The following is a 17661-nucleotide window of genomic DNA, read 5'->3' on the forward strand; positions in this document are numbered from 1 at the left end:
CAATAGTTGGAACACCTTCAAGGGCTTTCTGGTTAACCCAGCCAAGCCTTTTTTTTCGCGCTGAATTTAGTCATCGGATTGTTTGCCTCATGCTCGCTCGCTGGTTACCCGCCGCTATCAATACCCGCCCTTCGGAATGGAGCCGCGCCGCCATCGGCATGGCACTTGGCACGCTGCTCAGCGTCTGGCTGTGCAGCCAGGTGTTTGGGCTCGAAGTGGCGCAGCACTTGATTGGGCCGCTGGGCGCGTCGGCGGTGTTGCTGTTCGCCGTTTCTTCGGGTGCGCTCGCCCAGCCCTGGGCGATTCTGGGCGGCTACCTGAGTGCAGCCGTGGTCGCATTGCTGGTGGCACACGTACTTGGGCGCACATTAACCAGCGCTTGCCTGGCTGCGGGCATCGCACTGGTATTGATGTGCTGGTTGCGCTGCCTGCACCCGCCGGCCGGGGCGCTGGCGTTAACCCTGGTGCTGGCGGATCCGGCAACCATTGCCCTCGACTGGAAAGCCCTCGGCCCGACCATGCTGGGCGCATCCACCTTGCTGCTCAGCGCCTTGGCTTACAACAACGTGACGCGCGTGCGCTACCCCAAGCGCGCGGCCGAACCGGTTGCCGTAATGCCCGCGGCCGATAGCCAGACGATCACCGCCGAGGATTTGAAACTGGCACTGGCAGACATGGAAGCGTTCTTCGACGTGACCCCCGAAGACCTCGAACAGTTGATTCACGCCAGCGAACTAAATGCCAAGCGGCGCAGCATCGGCGCCGTACTCTCCCAGCGCAGTCTATAGTTGCTGCGTCAGGCAAAAATGCAGGTTCAACCTGCACATATCCCGGTTGTACATCATAAATTTGCACTGGTACGATCCGGGATCGCTCGTGCGCGAGTATCCAATAAAGAACAATAAAAGCAGGGAGTTAGTCATGACTGCTCAGGTTTTTTCTCCGGGGACTTCGTCCATGGATGCGACGCCACATGAAGTGTTGGCCGAGGTTCGCAATCACATCGGTCACCTGACCCTCAATCGCCCGGCCGGCCTCAATGCAATCACCCTGGACATGGTGCGCACTCTGCAGCGCCAACTCGATGCCTGGGCTATCGATTCACGTGTTCATGCGGTCGTGCTGCGCGGTGCCGGCGAGAAAGCGTTCTGCGCCGGCGGCGATATCCGCTCGCTGTACGACAGTTTCAAAAGCGGCGACACGTTGCACCAGGATTTCTTCGTCGAGGAATACGCACTCGACCTGTCGATTCATCACTACCGCAAACCGATCCTGGCCTTGATGGACGGTTTTGTATTGGGCGGTGGTATGGGCCTGGTACAAGGCGCGGACCTGAGGCTGGTGACTGAGAGAAGTCGACTGGCGATGCCCGAGGTGGGCATCGGTTACTTCCCGGATGTGGGTGGCAGCTACTTTTTATCGCGCATTCCCGGTGAACTGGGCGTTTATCTGGGCGTCAGCGGCGTGCAGATTCGCGCAGCCGATGCCCTGTATTGCGGTTTGGCCGACTGGCACATGGACAGCAGCAAACTGCATGCGTTGGACGAGCAACTCGACACGCTGGTGTGGCACGACTCGCCGCTCAAGGATTTGCAGGGCGTGCTGGCAGGGCTCGGCGTTCAACATTTGCCCGATGCACCGTTGAGCACATTGCGCCCGGCCATCGATCATTTCTTCGCGCAGCCTGATGTGCCGAGTATTGTTGAACAACTGCGTGAAGTTACGGTTGCCGACAGCCACGAATGGGCCGTCGCGACTGCCGACTTGCTGGACACCCGTTCGCCGCTGGCCATGGGCGTTACCCTGGAAATGCTGCGACGCGGCCGGTACTTGAGCCTGGAACAGTGCTTCGCCCTTGAGCTGCACCTAGACCGTCAATGGTTCGAGCGCGGCGACCTGATCGAAGGTGTGCGCGCCTTGCTGATCGACAAAGACAAAAGCCCTCGCTGGAACCCGCCGAACCTGCAAGCGCTGAACGCTTCGCACGTTGCGGGTTTCTTCGAAGGCTTCGACCACAGCGGGAGCTGAGCCATGCACGATATCGAACTAAGTGAAGAGCAAGTCATGATCCGCGACATGGCCCGGGACTTTGCCCGTGGCGAAATCGCGCCCCACGCACAAGCCTGGGAAAAGGCTGGCTGGATCGACGATGCGCTGGTGGCGAAAATGGGTGAATTGGGCCTGCTGGGCATGGTCGTCCCTGAAGAATGGGGCGGCACCTACGTTGATTACGTCGCCTATGCGCTGGCGGTCGAAGAAATTTCCGCTGGCGATGGCGCCACCGGTGCACTGATGAGCATCCACAACTCAGTGGGCTGTGGCCCGGTGCTCAATTACGGCACCGAAGCACAAAAGCAAACCTGGTTGCCAGACCTGGCCAGCGGCAAAGCCATCGGCTGCTTCTGCCTGACCGAACCGCAGGCCGGCTCCGAAGCTCACAACCTGCGCACGCGCGCCGAGTTGCGCGACGGCCACTGGGTGATCAACGGTACCAAGCAATTTGTCAGCAATGGCAAACGCGCGAAACTGGCGATCGTGTTCGCGGTGACGGACCCGGACCTGGGCAAACGCGGCATCTCGGCCTTCCTGGTACCGACCGATACACCGGGGTTCAACGTTGACCGCACCGAACACAAAATGGGAATTCGTGCCTCCGACACCTGCGCCGTAACGCTCAGCAATTGCACGGTTCCAGAGGCAAACCTGCTGGGTGAACGGGGTAAAGGCCTGGCCATCGCACTGTCTAACCTTGAAGGCGGGCGCATCGGCATTGCTGCCCAGGCATTGGGTATCGCCCGTGCTGCGTTTGACGCGGCGCTGGCGTATTCGAGGGATCGGGTGCAGTTCGACAAACCGATCATCGAGCACCAAAGCATCGCTAACATGTTGGCCGACATGCACACCCGCCTGAACGCAGCGCGGTTGTTGATCCTGCACGCGGCACGGCTGCGCAGTGCCGGCAAACCGTGCCTGTCCGAGGCGTCGCAAGCCAAGTTGTTTGCGTCCGAGATCGCCGAAAAAGTCTGCTCCCAAGCGATGCAGATTCATGGCGGTTATGGCTATCTGGAGGATTACCCGGTAGAGCGCTACTACCGCGATGCGCGTATTACGCAGATTTACGAAGGGTCGAGCGAGATCCAGCGAATGGTCATCGCCCGCGAACTGAAAAATCATGGGGTGTGAAGCCTGAAAAGCCCACTCCCACAAAGGCTCTCATGCAAACGGAGGTCCAATGTGGGAACGGGCATGCCCGAGAAGGCGGCGGTAAAAACGCTGCCTCACTTTCCTTGGAATTCGGCCTCACGCTTGGCAATAAACGCTGCCATGCCTTCCTTCTGATCCTGGGTGGCGAAGGCGGCGTGGAACACCCGGCGCTCGAAGCGCACGCCTTCCGACAGGCTGACTTCGAAGGCGCGGTTGACACTTTCCTTGACCATCATCGCGATGGGCAATGACTTTCTGGCAATCAGCGCGGCGACTTTCAGCGCCTCGTTCAGCAGCTCATCGGCAGGCACAATGCGCGCCACAATGCCGCAACGTTCAGCTTCTACTGCATCGATCAAACGCCCGCTGAGGCACATTTCCATGGCCTTGGCTTTGCCCACGGCCCGCGTCAGGCGCTGGGTGCCGCCCATGCCAGGCAGCACGCCGAGGTTGATTTCCGGCTGGCCAAACTTTGCGTTGTCACCGGCCAGGATGAAGTCGCACATCAGCGCCAGTTCACAGCCACCCCCCAGCGCAAAACCGTTGACGGCGGCGATGATCGGCTTGCGGCGATTGGCCACGCGATCACTGTCGCTGAACAAATCGTCGATGTAGATCTGCGGATACGTCAGCTCGGCCATTTCCTTGATGTCGGCGCCGGCCGCAAAGGCTTTTTTCGAACCGGTGAGCACGATGCAGCCGATGTTCGAATCCGCTTCCAGGCCATCGAGGGCCTGGTTAAGTTCGCTGACGATTTGTGCGTTAAGCGCATTCAGCGCGTGTGGACGGTTGAGGGTAATCAAGCCGACGCGTCCGTGAATCTCCAACAAAATCGTTTCGTAGCTGCTCACAAATGACTCCTTCTCAAAGATTGCGCGAAATGACCATGCGCTGAATATCGCTGGTGCCTTCGTAGATCTGACACACCCGCACGTCACGGTAGATCCGCTCCAGCGGGAAGTCGTTCAGGTAACCGTATCCGCCTAACGTTTGCAACGCTTGCGAACAGACCTTTTCGGCCATTTCCGAGGCGAAAAGCTTCGCCATGGAGGCTTCCACCAAGGCCGGTTTACCGCTGTCCCTCAAGGCTGCGGCGTAGTGCACCATTTGCCGGGCGACGGCAATCTGGGTAGCCATGTCCGCCAGGCGGAAGGCGACAGCCTGATGCTCGATGATTGGCTTGCCGAAACTCTCGCGCTCGCGGGCATAGTCGCGGGCCGCTTCGAACGCAGCGCGAGCCATGCCCACCGATTGCGAGGCGATGCCTATGCGTCCGCCCTCAAGGTTGGCCAAGGCAATTCGATAGCCTTCGCCCTCCTCGCCCAAACGATTCGCCAGCGGCACCTTCACGTCCTCAAACAGAATCTGGCAGGTGTCAGAGGCATGCTGGCCGAGTTTTTCTTCAACGCGCGCCACGCTGTAGCCAGGTGAGTCGGTGGGCACGATCAGCGCAGTAATCCCACGCTTGCCGGCACTGGGGTCGGTGACCGCAAACACGATCACCACGCCGGCGTTTTGCCCGGAGGTGATGAATTGCTTGCAGCCGTTAAGGACGTAGTGATCGCCCTCCAGCCGGGCACGGGTTTTCAGGCCGCTGGCGTCAGAACCGGCCTGCGGTTCGGTGAGCGCAAACGCGCCGAGCATCGCGCCGCTAGCCAATGGTTTGAGGAAGCGCTCTTTTTGATCGTCGTTGCCGTAATTGAGAATCGGCACGCAACCGACCGAGTTGTGCACGCTCATGATGGTCGAGCATGCGCCGTCGCCGGCCGCAATTTCTTCCAGCGCCATGGCGTAGGCCAGGTAGCCAGTCTCACAACCGCCCCACTGCTCTGGCACCAACATGCCGAAGAAGCCCAGTTCGGCCATCTCGCCGATGGCTTCCTTGGGAAAACGGTGTTCGCGGTCCCACTCGGCGGCGAACGGTTTCAGCCGCTCTTGGGCGAATTGCCGCGCCGCGTCGCTGATCTGCTGCTGTTCGTCATTGGGAATCATGGCAAATCCTTAAAATCCGGGGTACGACACATAACTCCGTGGGAGCCGGCCTGCTGGCGATGGCATCGTGTCAGTCAATTTTGACTGTATGACACACCGTCATTGCCAGCAGGCTGGCTCCCACAGAGGTGAGGTTGGCCTAGTACAGGCATTCAACGGCGATGGCCGTGGCTTCGCCGCCGCCGATGCAGATCGCTGCAACGCCACGTTTCAGGCCTTTTTGGCGCAACGCCGAGAGCAGCGTCACCAGGATTCGTGCGCCGGATGCACCAATCGGGTGGCCCAAGGCGCACGCACCGCCGTGCACGTTGATCTTCTCGTGGGGGATTTCAAGCTTGGTCATGGTCACCAGGCTGACCACGGCGAACGCTTCGTTGACTTCAAACAACTCGACGTCATCGATGGACCAACCGGTTTTTTTCAGCAATTTCTTGATCGCGCCCACCGGCGCTACCGGGAACAGGCCTGGCGTGTCGGCAAACGCGGCGTGGCCATGGATCACCGCCAGTGGTTTAAGGCCTTGTTTTTGCGCCTCGCTGCGGCGCATCAAGACCAGCGCCGCCGCACCATCGGAAATCGAACTGGAGTTCGCGGCGGTCACGGTGCCGCCGTCACGAAATGCCGGTTTCAGCGAAGCAATCTTGTCCAGTTTGGCTTTGGGTGGTTGCTCGTCGTTGCTGACCAACACTTGTTCTTTGCCGACGGTAACGGTCAACGGCACGATCTCAGCCTTGAAGCTGCCATCGCGGATCGCCTGTTGCGCGCGCGTGGTGGAAGCAATCGCAAACGCGTCCTGGGCTTCGCGGCTAAAACCGTTGGTTTCGGCACAATCTTCGGCGAATGTGCCCATCAAACGGCCCTTGTCGTAGGCATCTTCGAGGCCATCGAGGAACATGTGGTCGAGCACCCGGCCATGGCCCATGCGGTAACCGCTGCGGGCGCGGTCAAGCAAGTACGGGGCATTGGACATGCTCTCCATGCCCCCAGCGACCACCACCTCGGCGCTGCCGGCAACCAGCATGTCATGGGCCAGAATCGCCGCTTCCATGCCCGAGCCGCACATCTTGTTCAGCGTGGTGCAGCGAGTCGACTTATTCAGCCCGGCACCGAGTGCGGCCTGGCGTGCGGGGGCCTGGCCGAGGCCTGCGGACAGTACGCAACCAAACAGTACTTCCTCGACGGCGTCAGGGTTGATGCCGGCGCGCTCGACGGCGGCGCGGATCGCAGCAGCACCGAGTTGCGGCGCGGTCAGGCTTTTCAATTCGCCCTGGAAACCACCCATCGGGGTGCGGACGGCACTGACGATAACGATTGGATCATTGGCAGTAGTCATGAAAAATCCTCCTTACTTGGCGGCCATACGCAAGGCACCGTCGAGACGGATCACCTCGCCATTGAGCATGCTGTTTTCAATAATATGCCTGACCAGCCGAGCATACTCGGCCGGTTTGCCCAAGCGTTGCGGGAACGGCACGCCGGCGGCCAGTGAGGCGCGAACTTCAGGGGTCATGCCGGCCATCATTGGCGTTTCGAAAATGCCGGGGGCGATGGTCATCACCCGAATGCCGAAGCGCGCCAATTCACGGGCAGCGGGCAAGGTAAGGCTGACGATTGCGCCTTTGGAGGCGGCATAAGCGGCCTGGCCGATCTGGCCATCGTAAGCCGCGGCAGAGGCCGTGTTGATGATCACCCCGCGCTCACCATCGGCCTCCGGTTCGCTGTCGGCAATTGCGGCCGACGCCAGGCGCAGCATATTGAAGCTACCGATCAGGTTGACGTTGATCACCTGGCTGAAACTGGCCAACGCATGCGGGCCGTTTTTACCAAGGATTTTCTCGCCACGCACGATGCCGGCACAATTGACCAGGCCATTCAGTCCGCCAAAAGCGCTGACCGTCGCCTGCACCGCCGCTTCGGCCGCCGCTTCGTTGCTGATATCGGCTACCACGCTGTGGGCGCCCAAACGCTCGGCCTGGGCCGCCAGTGCGTCTGCGTTCAGGTCGACCAGCATCACTTTGGCGCCGGCAGCCACCAGCATTTCAGCGGTCGCCGCACCGAGCCCGGAGGCGCCGCCGGTGACCAGAAAAACCTTGTTTTCGATCTGCATCATTGTTTCCTTGGGTTCAAGCTGAAACGTTCTTCGCGGCGGCCTCTTGAGCCTTGGCGATTTCCTGGTTGCGCAAGATAAAGCGCTGCAATTTGCCGCTTGGGGTTTTCGGCAACTCACTGACAAATTCAATTTCTCGCGGGTACGAATGCGCCGCCAGACGTTTGCGCACGTGTTGGCGCAACGCCTCGGCCAATTCGGGCGTCGCGCGGTATTGCGCGCTGAGCACAACGAAGGCTTTGACCAATTCTGTGCGTTCCGGGTCAGGTTTGCCGACCACTGCCGCCTCGACCACGGCAGGGTGTTCGATCAACGCGCTTTCGACGTCGAACGGCCCGACGCGATAGCCCGACGTGGTGATCACGTCATCACTGCGGCCAACGAAGCTGATGCTGCCGTCGGGGTTCCATTCCACGGTGTCGCCACTCAGGTAATAATTGCCGACGAAGGCTTTGGTCGGCGCACCTTCGTAGCCGCCAAACCAGCACATCGGCGATTGGGTACGGTCAATGGCCAGAATGCCGGGCTGGCCGACATCGAGTTCCTGGTGGTTATCGTCAAGCACCACGATGCGGTGGCCTGGCGAGGCAAAACCGGCCGCGCCCAGGTGAATCGGGTGCTGCAGCGCATGGTGATTACACAGCACCATGCCCAGTTCGGTCTGGCCGTAATGGTCATGAATGACCACCCCGAGGTTGTCCGCGAACCAGCGAATAACCTCCGGGTTGAGCGGCTCTCCGGCGCTGCTGACAATGCGCAGCTTGCCCTTGATCGAACGCGCAAACTCGTCACCCCCGGCGATCAACAGGCGATAGGCGGTCGGTGAACCGGTGAGGTTGGTGATGCCGTATTTATTGATGACCCGGCAGGTACTTTCGAGGGTGAACGGGCCATCGTAAAAGGTGATCGGGTGCCCCATCGACATCGGTCCGGTCACCCCGAAATAAATACCGTAGGCCCAGCCCGGATCGGCGACATTCCAGAACGCATCTTCTGGGCGCAGGTCCACGGCATCGCGGGTGTAGCTCTGAAAGGCAACTATGGCCTTGAGCGGCACCGACAACGCTTTCGACGGGCCAGTGGTGCCAGACGTGAACATCAGCAAAAAGGGGTCTTCACCGCTCAGCATCACCGGTTCGCAATGTGCCGGGTAATTGGCCAGTTCAGCCCAGAAGCTGTAATCGCCACGCACGATGCCCTGCCCTTTGGCCCCGCCAACAGTGACGATGGTCGGGCAATCGGCGACTTCATTGAGCTTGCTGCGATTGACCACATCGGTCACCACCACTTTGGCGTCGGAACAGCCGAGACGGTGTTCGATGGCTTTCGGGCCAAACGCGGTGAACAGCGGCTGATACACCGCGCCGATGCGCCAGGTGGCAAACACGGTGATCAATAATTCGATATTGCGTGGCAGGAGACCGGCGACCTTGTCGCCCTTCTTCACGCCTTGGGCGAGCAGAAAATTGGCGAAGCGCGCGGCGTTGTCTTGCAGGTCGCTAAAGGTGTAGGTCGCACTCGCACCGTCGCGGCCCTCCCAAAACAGCGCAATTCGACCTGGCAGCGCGTGCCGGTCACAACATTCGATGCAGGCATTCAACGCCGTCAAATCACCCGCAAGCGAGGTGTCGACGGTGTGCTGGTAATTGAACTGTGTCGCGGCAGACAAGTAATCGCGCATTGCCAGAATCCCTCTGTATTTTTATTAGGTTGGGGGAACCGTAAAAACCAGAGAAATACTCGCTCCGCTTGAAGAGCGGGGCAATGGTCAAAGTTATCAAGTTGCTTGACTGGTTTGGCCAAGAGCCTACCGATGTAACAGCCGCCCGTAGGAAACCGGCTTGCCGGTGATGGCGATTTCGCGGACGCCATCGCTGGCAAGCCAGGCTCCTACAGTTCGGCGGTGGATGCAGGAATGCGTGATGAACCCAAATCCCGTAGGAAACCGGCTTGCCGGTGATGGCGATTTCGCGGACGTCATCGCTGGCAAGCCAGACTCCTACAGTTCGGCGGTGGATGCCGGATTGATGTGGTTAACCCAAATCCCGTAGGAAACCGGCTTGCCGGTGATGGCGATTTCACGGACGCCATCGCTGGCAAGCCAGACTCCTACAGTTCGGCGGAGATGCCAGATTGTTGTGGTTAACCCGAATCCCGTAGGAAACCGGCTTGCCGGTGATGACGATTTCACGGACGCCATCGCTGGCAAGCCAGACTCCTACAGTTCGGCGGAGATCCCGGGATTGATGTGGTTAACCCAAATACTGTAGGAAACCGGCTTGCCGGTGATGGCGATTTCGCGGACGCCATCGCTGGCAAGCCAGACTCCTACAGTTCGGCGGAGATCCCGGGATTGATGTGGTTAACCCAAATCCCGTAGGAAACCGGCTTGCCGGTGATGGCGATTTCAGCCGGCCTCGTTAAGGATCAGGCTGCGGTAATGCCCGGGATTTGAACCCGACCATTTGCGGAACGCCTTGTAGAATGAACTCGCGTCGGCAAACCCCAATCGTGCAGCGATCTCCGCGAAACTGATCGCGGGCTCGGCCAGCCAGACAATCGCCAATTCCTTGCGCACGCTGTCTTTGAGGCCCTGATACGTTTGCCCCTCCTCGGCCAGTCGCCGGCGTAAGGTCGAGGCCGACATGCACAATTGCTGCGCCAACGGCTCGGTCTCCGGCCATTGCTCTGCGGGCAATTGCCGCAAATCGTGCTTGATCCGACTGGCAAGGCTCTCGGGATCGCGGTACTTCACCAGGATATTGGCGGGGGCATGCGCCAGAAAGCGTTTGAGTTCTTCCGGGCTGCGCTTGATCGGCAGGTCCAGGCAATCGGCCGAAAAAATCATGCGTGTGCGCGGACGGTCGAAACGCAGGTTCTCAGAGAACATCACCTGGTAGTCATCACAGAAATCCGGCGCCGGGCAGCGCAATTCGATGGCCAGAATCGGGATGCGTCGTCCCGCCAGCCAACACGCGACGCCGTGCACAATCATCCAGTAGGTGAAGTAAGTGAAGGCGCGTCGCGGGCCTTGGTGATCTTCCAGCAGGACGATTTCAGCCAGGCTTTGCTGGCGCACCAACTGTGCGGGCAAGTGTTGCAGCATCAACGACAAAAAACTCAAGCCCGACGTCAGGCCCGCCGCCAGGCTGGGTTGCACCATGGCGCAACGGCACAGAAACTCCAGGCTGCCGGATTTCAGCTGACGCGGGTCCATGCCGAAAAACTCGTCGTCGCCGCGCCGCGCCAGTAAACGCCAGAGACGTGCATAAGCGGTGGCCGGGACACGGGCATCGCTGGTCTGGAGCAGGGCCGGATCGATGCCGACCTTGTTCAGCACTTCGTCGGTGGCAAGGCCCGGGGCGCAGCTTTGCAGCAGGGCCTCACGCACCAGCTGCATGGAAATGGTGTCTTTTTCCGACATTGAGCGGCTCTCGGCTCCACAAATTGATCTGCCGGCCATCTTAGGCAGCGCAGGATAAAAAGCCAGTCCTGTACACTGCGCGGCTAAATTAGGGTCGTCGCCAGCCGCCAGGCTGAGCCAGGATGTCAGTTTGAACAGGGAGCTGTGCGCTTTATGACGGTTGCAACGAGCTGTTGGGATGTACTCGGGCTTGAGCCTGATGCCGATTCACGCAGCATCAAACGCCAGTACGCACAGCTGCTTAAACAGAATCGTCCAGACGACGATCCTGTGGCGTTCCAGCGTCTGCGCCAAGCCTACGAGCAGGCGTTGGATGCGAGTCGCCTGGCACCCGAGGCCGAGCCCGTCGCCACCGCACCAAGCCCTGCCACCGATGACCCCACCAGTGAGCGCCAGCGCGCCGCGCAATTAATTGAAGGTTTGACCCCCGCCGAGCTGGATGCCGCGCTGGCCAAGGCGATCAGCACCGAATGCGCGCAAGCCTTTGAAGACCAGTTGCTGGAGCGTTGCCTGGAGCCCACACCCCAGGCTCACGCCTTCACCGAATGGGCGCTGCAACAATTTGACTGGCTGACACCTTGGCAGCGGCCGGGCCTGGCGCCAGCATCTTTACGGTGTTTGTTGAAGACACTGTTCGCTGATGTTGAAAAAAACCTCGCCGCGCAACTGCGACCAGGCAACGATGCGCAATTCTGTCAGCAGGTGTATGTGTCGAGTCTGGCGCCGTGGATGCAGTCGCTCGAACGTCGTGAGCATTTCAGCCTGATGCTTGCCGCTTTGTTACTGGAGAGCGATTACTGGTCCTGTGAAGTGTTTAACGCGGTGTGCAAACTTCAAGGCTGGAAGGATGACGGCACGTTCGATCAGCTCAGTTGCCCGCAGCCTTACTGGAAGCCGTTGCAGGAACGCCACCTGACGCAGCTTTTTTTCGAAGACCAACAACGCCTGGCGCGGCAAACAGACCAGACACCGCGCAGCCGTGCGGCGCGGTTGCTGCTGACACCCATGACCCACGAGCAACGCAGCGAGTTCACCCGTTACTTCCTGAAAGACGACTGGACGGCGTGCGAGCACCTGAGCGAAACCCTGCGCCAGCAATACCCACGCTTGTACGGCGAAGTGCCGACGGCGGTTCCGGCTATCTGGCGAGCGCTGAAAAAGCGCTTCGGCCCTGGCCTGATCAGCTATGTACAACTGGAGAACCTGAAATCCCTGGGGCTGGTGCTGCTGATTATTCTGGGGATGCTAATCCCGGCGGCCTACTTCAACGGCCAGATGGTGGGCAAGAATCAAGGCCTGCAACCCTTCCCCGAGCGCTTGTGTGCGGGCCGCTCGAATCCACTTGAACACTGCCGACTGCCGGAAACCGATGCTCAGTGGTACCCGAAAACCCAGGCGGCCGCGCAATGAAAACCCGGACTCAACTGATCATTCTTGGCATCGCCGCGATGGGTTTAACGGTGTTTCTGGAACCGCTGGACGTTCTTGCGCCGCTGCAAACCCGGCTGCGCGGCCAATCGGTAGAACCGCTGGCACAAAGTCGCAGCCTGAGCACGTTGATCCAGTGCATCAACACGGTGGACGGACCTTGGCGGCGTAATTTTGAGGCGTATCAGACGCGCGAGACCACGTCGACAGCGACGCTGCTTGAGTTACAAAATCGTTACCCGGAGTTGTTCAATCCGCGCTACGGGAATCAGATACGCGACACCGATGGGCACAAGCTGCGCATGGCACCGTGTTTGCCGCAACTGCGGGCACGGCTGGCACTGCACAACGACTTGCCTGAACAGGAGCGAGCCGCTCTGTACTACGCCAACGCGTTAGACGCGATGAACAGGCAAACCTTCAGGCTCGTCTTTGAAAGCAACCTGTTCATCACCCTTAATATGAAGTCAGCCAATGTGCAGGAAGCATTCCTCCCCGCAGCAGAACGGCTGACCGACGCCTCGGACAAGCTTCGGCCGGTGATCGAGCAAAAGGACCGCGAGCTTCGCACCACTCAATTGGCGCAACTGCGGGAGCGTTTCGGCGAGGACGCCCACTGGCATGTGCTTAACGCCATGCTGGCGGTGCGAGATACATTCGGCTTGATCAGCGAGCAGGCCCAACGCCAGACCTTAAGCCCTGCCGCGCTCGAAACAGCCCAGGAACAGTTAAAGACCAAACTTCACAAAGCACACGAATACATGAACGTAACGCCTTCTAATCGTTCAACTTTAAAGGCTTTTAAAGTCTGGAGAAGCGTGGATCCGTCGATCAAAACCTGGCTGGATTCGCTGCAAATCCTCAACGACAACTGGAACCGCCACGCGCCGCCCAGTCAACTGAGTGAGGATTTTGCCAGCATGACCCGTGCTTACGATCGATTGATGGACCAGTACAACCGCTGGGCAAACACCGGTTTTTAGCCAAATACGAATGACATTGAGTGCCGTTCAGCTAATGTTCAGGTCAATGTCAATATTCGACGTTTGAGAATGAGTGTCATTATGTTACAAATTAGCATCCTATCTAATACTGAGTCGGTGCTGAATGCTCGTTCCTTTTTTGATCATGCTGCGCGAAGGCATTGAAGCGGCTTTGATCGTCGGCATTATCGCCAGTTACCTCAAGCAAACCGGCCGTGGCCAATGGATGCCCGCCGTGTGGATCGGGGTATTCCTGGCGGCGGCGCTCGCCTTGCTGGTGGGCGGTGGTCTGGAATTGGTCAGCGCTGAATTCCCGCAGAAACAACAGGAGCTGTTTGAAGGTGTGGTGGGCCTGGTGGCCGTCGGCATCCTCAGTTCCATGGTGTTCTGGATGCGCAAGGTGGCGCGTTCGATCAAACATTCGTTGCACGTGTCCCTCGATCACGCCCTGGCCGGTTCCAAGCATCAGGTGACGGCGCTGATCGCCATGGTGTTTTTCGCTGTGGCCCGCGAAGGCCTGGAAACGGTATTTTTCCTGCTCGCCGTGTTCCAGCAAAGCGAAGGCCCAGGGGCGCCAATCGGTGCCCTGCTCGGCCTGATCCTGGCGATCGTTGTCGGCTTCCTGATCTACACCGGCAGCATGCGCCTCAACCTCGGGGCGTTTTTCCGCTGGACCGGTTTGTTCATCCTGGTGGTGGCCGCCGGCATTCTCGCCAACTCGGTGCAGGCACTGCATGAAGCCGGGGTCTGGAATCACCTGCAAACCGTACTCTTCGATTTCAGCAGTACGCTGCCGATGGATGGCCCGCTGGGGTCGGTTCTGGCCGGGATGTTCGGCTATCAGGACGCGCCAACGGTCAGCACGTTGGGGGCTTATCTGATTTATCTGGTCGTGGCGCTGGCGATGTTTTTTCTCCCGGCCCCTGCTCCCGCCAAGCAAACATCTTCCGTTTCCAGCCAGTAAGGGCCTTCATGTCAACGCCTACTCCTCCAGTGGCTTCCCCTCCCCGCGCCTTGCGTTGGGCGGTGGCCGGTTCCGTCGTGGTGATGATCGCCGCGGGTGGCCTGTTTTACTACGCCTCGAAACTGGCCGCCGACAAGCGCCAGACCAACCATGACGAAGTCGTGGTCTCCATTCACCCGCACAGCTGCGAGCCGAATGCGTTGACCGTGCCGGCCGGCCGCGCGAGCTTTCGCATCGTCAACCGCTCGGACCGGGCGGTGGAATGGGAAATTCTCGACGGTGTGCTGGTCATTGAAGAACGCGAGAACATTGCACCGGGCTTGAGCCAGGTGATCAACGCCAATCTGTTGCCCGGCGACTACACGATTACGTGCGGCCTGCTGAGCAACCCGCGAGGCACCTTGCACGTCACCGCGACGGCTGCCTCTGATGCCGCCGCCAAAGCCAAACCTTCAATGGTGGCGTTTGTCGGGCCGCTGTCGGAGTTTCGTGTGTACCTGAGCAGCCAGGGCAGCGCCTTGATCAAAGCGGTCACCGCGCTTGAACACGCGATCGAGGCCGGCGACCTGGCTCAGGCCCAAGCGCTGTATGCCCCGGCCCGCGCCGCTTACCAGCGTATTGCCCCGGCCGCACAGCGACTGGCCGAGCTGGACAACGCGATCAATGCGCGTGCCGATTACTTCGAAAAACGTGAGCTGGACCCTGGTTTCACAGGCTTCCACCGAATCGAATACGCACTGTTCCAGCAACGCAACCTCGACGGCCTGACACCCATTGCCCAGCGCTTGATCGCCGACGTCACCACGCTCAAACAGCAATTGCTGGCCCAGTCGCTGCCACCAGAACAACTGGTGAGCATCGTGGTGCGCAACCTCAACAGCCTTGCCGATGTGCGCGCCAGCAGCGGTGAAGAAGAACGTTACAGCCACACCGACCTCAATGGTTTCGCGGCCAACTTGGAGGCTGCGCGCAAGGTCGTCGACTTGTTGCGACCGTTGCTGACCAAGTCTGCCGCTGAGCTATTGCCGAAGATCGACAGCGCCATCACGGCCCTTGATGCCGATCTCAACGGCTTCAAGGTCAATAACGGTTACGCGACCTATGACACGGTCAGTGCCGAACAGCGCAAACAGATTGCTGACAAGGCCAAGGCTCTGGCCGACGTACTCGATGGAATCGATCCAGCCCTCGGCCTCTCCGGCCTGTAAGCAGAAGACGACTATTTAGATGAACGATTCCGAAAACTTTTCAGCACAACGTCGTCGCGTATTAATGGGCATGGGCGCCGCCGGTGTTGCCTTGGCAGGCTCCGCATTGAGCTGCCCGGCAATGGCGGCCAGCCCCGCGCAAGTCACCGAAGCGCCGAGCAGTGAAAAAACCGAAGACCGGCACGACTTCTACGGCAAGCACCAGGCCGGCATCGTCACGCCGCGCCCGGCGTCCGGCATGCTGGTGTCATTTGATGTATTGGCCAGCGACCGTGAAGACCTCGAGCGCTTGTTCCGCACCCTCAACGAGCGCATTGCGTTCCTGATGAAGGGCGGCGCGGTGCCCCAGGTCGATCCGAAACTGCCACCCGTTGATTCCGGCATCCTTGGCCCGGTGGTTACACCGGATAACCTGACCATCACGGTGTCGGTCGGGGAATCGCTGTTCGACGAGCGTTTCGGCCTGACCGACGCCAAGCCCAAGCGTTTGATTCGCATGATTGGCTTCCCCAACGACGCGCTGGAAGCCGACTGCTGCCACGGCGACTTGAGCTTGCAATTTTGCGCCAACACCACCGACACCAACATTCACGCCTTGCGCGACATCGTGAAGAACCTGCCTGACTTGCTGTTGGTACGCTGGAAGCAAGAAGGCAGCGTGCCGCCGCAGGCACCGGCCAAACCCGGTGTGCCGCCACAGAGCGCGCGCAACTTCCTGGGCTTTCGCGACGGTTCGGCCAATCCGGATTCCAACGACGCCAACACCATGGACGCCCTCGTCTGGGTGCAACCCGACAGCGAAGAACCTGCCTGGGCTACCGGGGGCAGCTACCAGGCTGTGCGCATCATCCGCAATTTCGTCGAGCGCTGGGACCGCACGCCGCTGCAGGAACAGGAAAGCATTCTCGGCCGGGTCAAAACCACCGGCGCACCGATGGGTGGCGCTCATGAAACCGAAGTGCCGGACTACGCCAAAGACCCCGAAGGCAAGGTCACAAAACTTGACGCGCACATTCGCTTGGCCAACCCGCGTACCGCAGCGAGCCAAGCGAACCTGATCTTGCGCAGACCGTTCAACTACTCCAACGGCGTTAACAAAAACGGTCAGCTGGACATGGGCCTGCTGTTCATTTGCTACCAGGCCGACCTGGAGAAAGGCTTCATTACCGTACAAACCCGACTCAACGGCGAACCACTCGAGGAATACCTCAAACCGGTCGGCGGCGGGTACTTCTTCACCCTTGCGGGTGTAACGGGCGACAAGGATTACATCGGTCGCTCGCTGCTGGACGCTACACAGCCAACAACAAAAGCCTAACCACAACACACCCTCACGGAACCGTCCCATGAAAAAGTCGCCACTCGCGTTATTGCTGACTCTTGGTTTGCTCAACACCCCGTTTTCGGCTTTTGCGGCAACGGCGCCGCTGGACCTGGTGGGCCCGGTCTCGGACTACAAGATTTATGTGACTGAGCAACTGGATGAGCTGGCCAGCCATACCCAACAGTTCACCGACGCCGTGAAAAAGGGTGACCTGGCCACCGCGAAAAAGCTCTACGCACCGACCCGCGTTTACTACGAGTCGATCGAGCCGATTGCCGAGTTGTTCAGTGACCTGGACGCGTCCATCGATTCGCGCGTAGACGACCATGAGAAAGGCGTGAAAGCCGAAGACTTCACCGGTTTCCACCGTATCGAATATTCGCTGTTCTCGGAAAAGAGCACCAAGGACCTGGGCGCCTTGGCGGACAAGCTGAACGGCGACGTCAAGGACCTGCAAACCCGCGTTGCCGGCCTGACCTTCCCGCCCGAAAAAGTGGTCGGCGGTGCTGCTGCATTGCTCGAAGAAGTCGCCGCCACCAAGATCTCCGGCGAAGAAGACCGTTATAGCCACACTGACCTGTATGACTTCCAGGGCAACATCGACGGCGCGAAGAAAATCGTCGACCTGTTCCGTCCGCAGATCGAGAAACAAGATGCCGCGTTCATCGCCAAAGTCGACAAGAACTTTGCGACTGTGAACAAGGTTCTGGCCAAGTACAAAACCAAGGATGGCGGTTTTGAAACGTATGACAAAGTAAAAGACAGCGACCGTAAAGCGCTGGTAGGTCCGGTGAATACCTTGGCTGAAGACTTGTCGACACTGCGTGGCAAACTCGGTTTGAACTGAGTGTTTTGATCGATCCGTTCGTGAGCAAACTCATGTCCACACGATTCGATTGTTCGGCTTGCGGACCCAAGCTTGTGTAGGCGCGGGAATGCAAGTCGGCGCTCTCGATGAGTGGGGGCGCTGAGTTGGCGCAGACCGGACTTGGGCGCAATTGCAGTTCCTTAACGCATAAAAATGCGG

The 17661-nt window shown here is 59.6% G+C and carries 16 protein-coding genes; 10 read left to right on the forward strand and 6 right to left on the reverse strand.

What is annotated here, in order from left to right; genetic code table 11:
- Nucleotides 1-89: 89 nt before the first annotated feature.
- From ACQR3R_RS07850 to ACQR3R_RS07860, 3 genes are all read left to right on the forward strand, one after another.
- A complete protein-coding gene (locus tag ACQR3R_RS07850) occupies nt 90-788 on the forward strand; it encodes an HPP family protein (RefSeq protein ID WP_428271429.1) in 699 nt (232 codons plus the stop codon).
- Nucleotides 789-921: 133 nt separating this feature from the next.
- Nucleotides 922-2028, forward strand: coding sequence for a 3-hydroxyisobutyryl-CoA hydrolase (locus tag ACQR3R_RS07855; protein WP_428271430.1), 1107 nt, complete (start codon nt 922-924; stop codon nt 2026-2028).
- A 3-nt stretch (nt 2029-2031) separates the two neighbouring features.
- Nucleotides 2032-3183, forward strand: coding sequence for an acyl-CoA dehydrogenase family protein (locus ACQR3R_RS07860; RefSeq protein WP_428271431.1), 1152 nt, complete (start codon nt 2032-2034; stop codon nt 3181-3183).
- Between the two features lie 95 nt (nt 3184-3278).
- Here ACQR3R_RS07860 and ACQR3R_RS07865 read toward each other — a convergent pair whose 3' ends face one another.
- From ACQR3R_RS07865 to ACQR3R_RS07885, 5 genes are all read right to left on the reverse strand, one after another.
- Nucleotides 3279-4055, reverse strand: coding sequence for an enoyl-CoA hydratase (locus ACQR3R_RS07865; RefSeq protein ID WP_428271432.1), 777 nt, complete (start codon nt 4053-4055; stop codon nt 3279-3281).
- 13 nt (nt 4056-4068) lie between these two features.
- The gene (locus tag ACQR3R_RS07870) at nt 4069-5196 is read right to left on the reverse strand and encodes an acyl-CoA dehydrogenase (RefSeq protein WP_428271433.1); all 1128 of its coding nucleotides are present in this window, start codon (nt 5194-5196) and stop codon (nt 4069-4071) included.
- 139 nt (nt 5197-5335) lie between these two features.
- A complete protein-coding gene (locus ACQR3R_RS07875) occupies nt 5336-6529 on the reverse strand; it encodes an acetyl-CoA C-acyltransferase (RefSeq protein WP_428271434.1) in 1194 nt (397 codons plus the stop codon).
- Between the two features lie 12 nt (nt 6530-6541).
- A complete protein-coding gene (locus ACQR3R_RS07880; protein ID WP_428271435.1) occupies nt 6542-7303 on the reverse strand; it encodes an SDR family NAD(P)-dependent oxidoreductase in 762 nt (253 codons plus the stop codon).
- Nucleotides 7304-7319: 16 nt separating this feature from the next.
- The gene (locus ACQR3R_RS07885; protein ID WP_428271436.1) at nt 7320-8984 is read right to left on the reverse strand and encodes an AMP-binding protein; all 1665 of its coding nucleotides are present in this window, start codon (nt 8982-8984) and stop codon (nt 7320-7322) included.
- 241 nt (nt 8985-9225) lie between these two features.
- Between ACQR3R_RS07885 and ACQR3R_RS07890 the strand changes: the two genes are divergently transcribed.
- On the forward strand, nt 9226-9354 hold the full coding sequence (locus ACQR3R_RS07890; protein ID WP_428271437.1) for a hypothetical protein: 129 nt from the start codon (nt 9226-9228) through the stop codon (nt 9352-9354).
- A gap of 356 nt (nt 9355-9710) precedes the next feature.
- Here ACQR3R_RS07890 and ACQR3R_RS07895 read toward each other — a convergent pair whose 3' ends face one another.
- The gene (locus ACQR3R_RS07895) at nt 9711-10727 is read right to left on the reverse strand and encodes an AraC family transcriptional regulator ligand-binding domain-containing protein (protein ID WP_428271438.1); all 1017 of its coding nucleotides are present in this window, start codon (nt 10725-10727) and stop codon (nt 9711-9713) included.
- Between the two features lie 153 nt (nt 10728-10880).
- Here ACQR3R_RS07895 and ACQR3R_RS07900 point away from each other — a divergent pair, with 153 nt between their 5' ends.
- The 6 genes from ACQR3R_RS07900 to efeO (ACQR3R_RS07925) all read left to right on the forward strand — a co-directional run bounded on the left by ACQR3R_RS07900 (nt 10881) and on the right by efeO (ACQR3R_RS07925) (nt 17481).
- On the forward strand, nt 10881-12137 hold the full coding sequence (locus ACQR3R_RS07900; RefSeq protein ID WP_428271439.1) for a J domain-containing protein: 1257 nt from the start codon (nt 10881-10883) through the stop codon (nt 12135-12137).
- Nucleotides 12134-13138: a DUF3829 domain-containing protein gene (locus ACQR3R_RS07905; protein ID WP_428271440.1), complete on the forward strand. Its 1005-nt coding sequence runs from the start codon at nt 12134-12136 to the stop codon at nt 13136-13138. The genes ACQR3R_RS07900 and ACQR3R_RS07905 overlap by 4 nt, the downstream gene beginning before the upstream one ends.
- A gap of 124 nt (nt 13139-13262) precedes the next feature.
- On the forward strand, nt 13263-14102 hold the full coding sequence (efeU, locus tag ACQR3R_RS07910; RefSeq protein WP_428271442.1) for an iron uptake transporter permease EfeU: 840 nt from the start codon (nt 13263-13265) through the stop codon (nt 14100-14102).
- Nucleotides 14103-14110: 8 nt separating this feature from the next.
- Nucleotides 14111-15310: an iron uptake system protein EfeO gene (gene efeO, locus ACQR3R_RS07915; RefSeq protein WP_428271443.1), complete on the forward strand. Its 1200-nt coding sequence runs from the start codon at nt 14111-14113 to the stop codon at nt 15308-15310.
- A gap of 19 nt (nt 15311-15329) precedes the next feature.
- Entirely contained in the window at nt 15330-16628 is a 1299-nt protein-coding gene (gene efeB, locus ACQR3R_RS07920; protein WP_428271444.1) for an iron uptake transporter deferrochelatase/peroxidase subunit, read from the forward strand.
- Between the two features lie 28 nt (nt 16629-16656).
- Nucleotides 16657-17481 carry an iron uptake system protein EfeO gene (gene efeO / locus ACQR3R_RS07925; RefSeq protein WP_428271446.1) on the forward strand — a complete coding sequence of 275 codons (825 nt, stop codon included), beginning with the start codon at nt 16657-16659 and terminating at the stop codon, nt 17479-17481.
- Nucleotides 17482-17661 lie beyond the last annotated feature (180 nt).

Origin of the sequence: Gordonia sp. IEGM753 (genome assembly GCF_050321825.1) — a bacterium.
Lineage (GTDB): Bacteria > Pseudomonadota > Gammaproteobacteria > Pseudomonadales > Pseudomonadaceae > Aquipseudomonas.

Excerpts from the sequence above, each read along its gene's own strand:
- ACQR3R_RS07850 (WP_428271429.1), top strand. The coding sequence starts at position 90 with ATGCTCGCTCGCTGGTTACCCGCCGCTATCAATACCCGCCCTTCGGAA.
- ACQR3R_RS07855 (WP_428271430.1), top strand. The coding sequence starts at position 922 with ATGACTGCTCAGGTTTTTTCTCCGGGGACTTCGTCCATGGATGCGACG.
- ACQR3R_RS07860 (WP_428271431.1), top strand. The coding sequence starts at position 2,032 with ATGCACGATATCGAACTAAGTGAAGAGCAAGTCATGATCCGCGACATG.
- ACQR3R_RS07870 (WP_428271433.1), bottom strand. The coding sequence starts at position 5,196 with ATGATTCCCAATGACGAACAGCAGCAGATCAGCGACGCGGCGCGGCAA.
- ACQR3R_RS07875 (WP_428271434.1), bottom strand. The coding sequence starts at position 6,529 with ATGACTACTGCCAATGATCCAATCGTTATCGTCAGTGCCGTCCGCACC.
- ACQR3R_RS07880 (WP_428271435.1), bottom strand. The coding sequence starts at position 7,303 with ATGCAGATCGAAAACAAGGTTTTTCTGGTCACCGGCGGCGCCTCCGGG.
- ACQR3R_RS07885 (WP_428271436.1), bottom strand. The coding sequence starts at position 8,984 with ATGCGCGATTACTTGTCTGCCGCGACACAGTTCAATTACCAGCACACC.
- ACQR3R_RS07890 (WP_428271437.1), top strand. The coding sequence starts at position 9,226 with ATGAACCCAAATCCCGTAGGAAACCGGCTTGCCGGTGATGGCGATTTC.
- ACQR3R_RS07895 (WP_428271438.1), bottom strand. The coding sequence starts at position 10,727 with ATGTCGGAAAAAGACACCATTTCCATGCAGCTGGTGCGTGAGGCCCTG.
- ACQR3R_RS07900 (WP_428271439.1), top strand. The coding sequence starts at position 10,881 with ATGACGGTTGCAACGAGCTGTTGGGATGTACTCGGGCTTGAGCCTGAT.
- ACQR3R_RS07905 (WP_428271440.1), top strand. The coding sequence starts at position 12,134 with ATGAAAACCCGGACTCAACTGATCATTCTTGGCATCGCCGCGATGGGT.
- efeU (WP_428271442.1), top strand. The coding sequence starts at position 13,263 with ATGCTCGTTCCTTTTTTGATCATGCTGCGCGAAGGCATTGAAGCGGCT.
- efeO (WP_428271443.1), top strand. The coding sequence starts at position 14,111 with ATGTCAACGCCTACTCCTCCAGTGGCTTCCCCTCCCCGCGCCTTGCGT.
- efeB (WP_428271444.1), top strand. The coding sequence starts at position 15,330 with ATGAACGATTCCGAAAACTTTTCAGCACAACGTCGTCGCGTATTAATG.
- efeO (WP_428271446.1), top strand. The coding sequence starts at position 16,657 with ATGAAAAAGTCGCCACTCGCGTTATTGCTGACTCTTGGTTTGCTCAAC.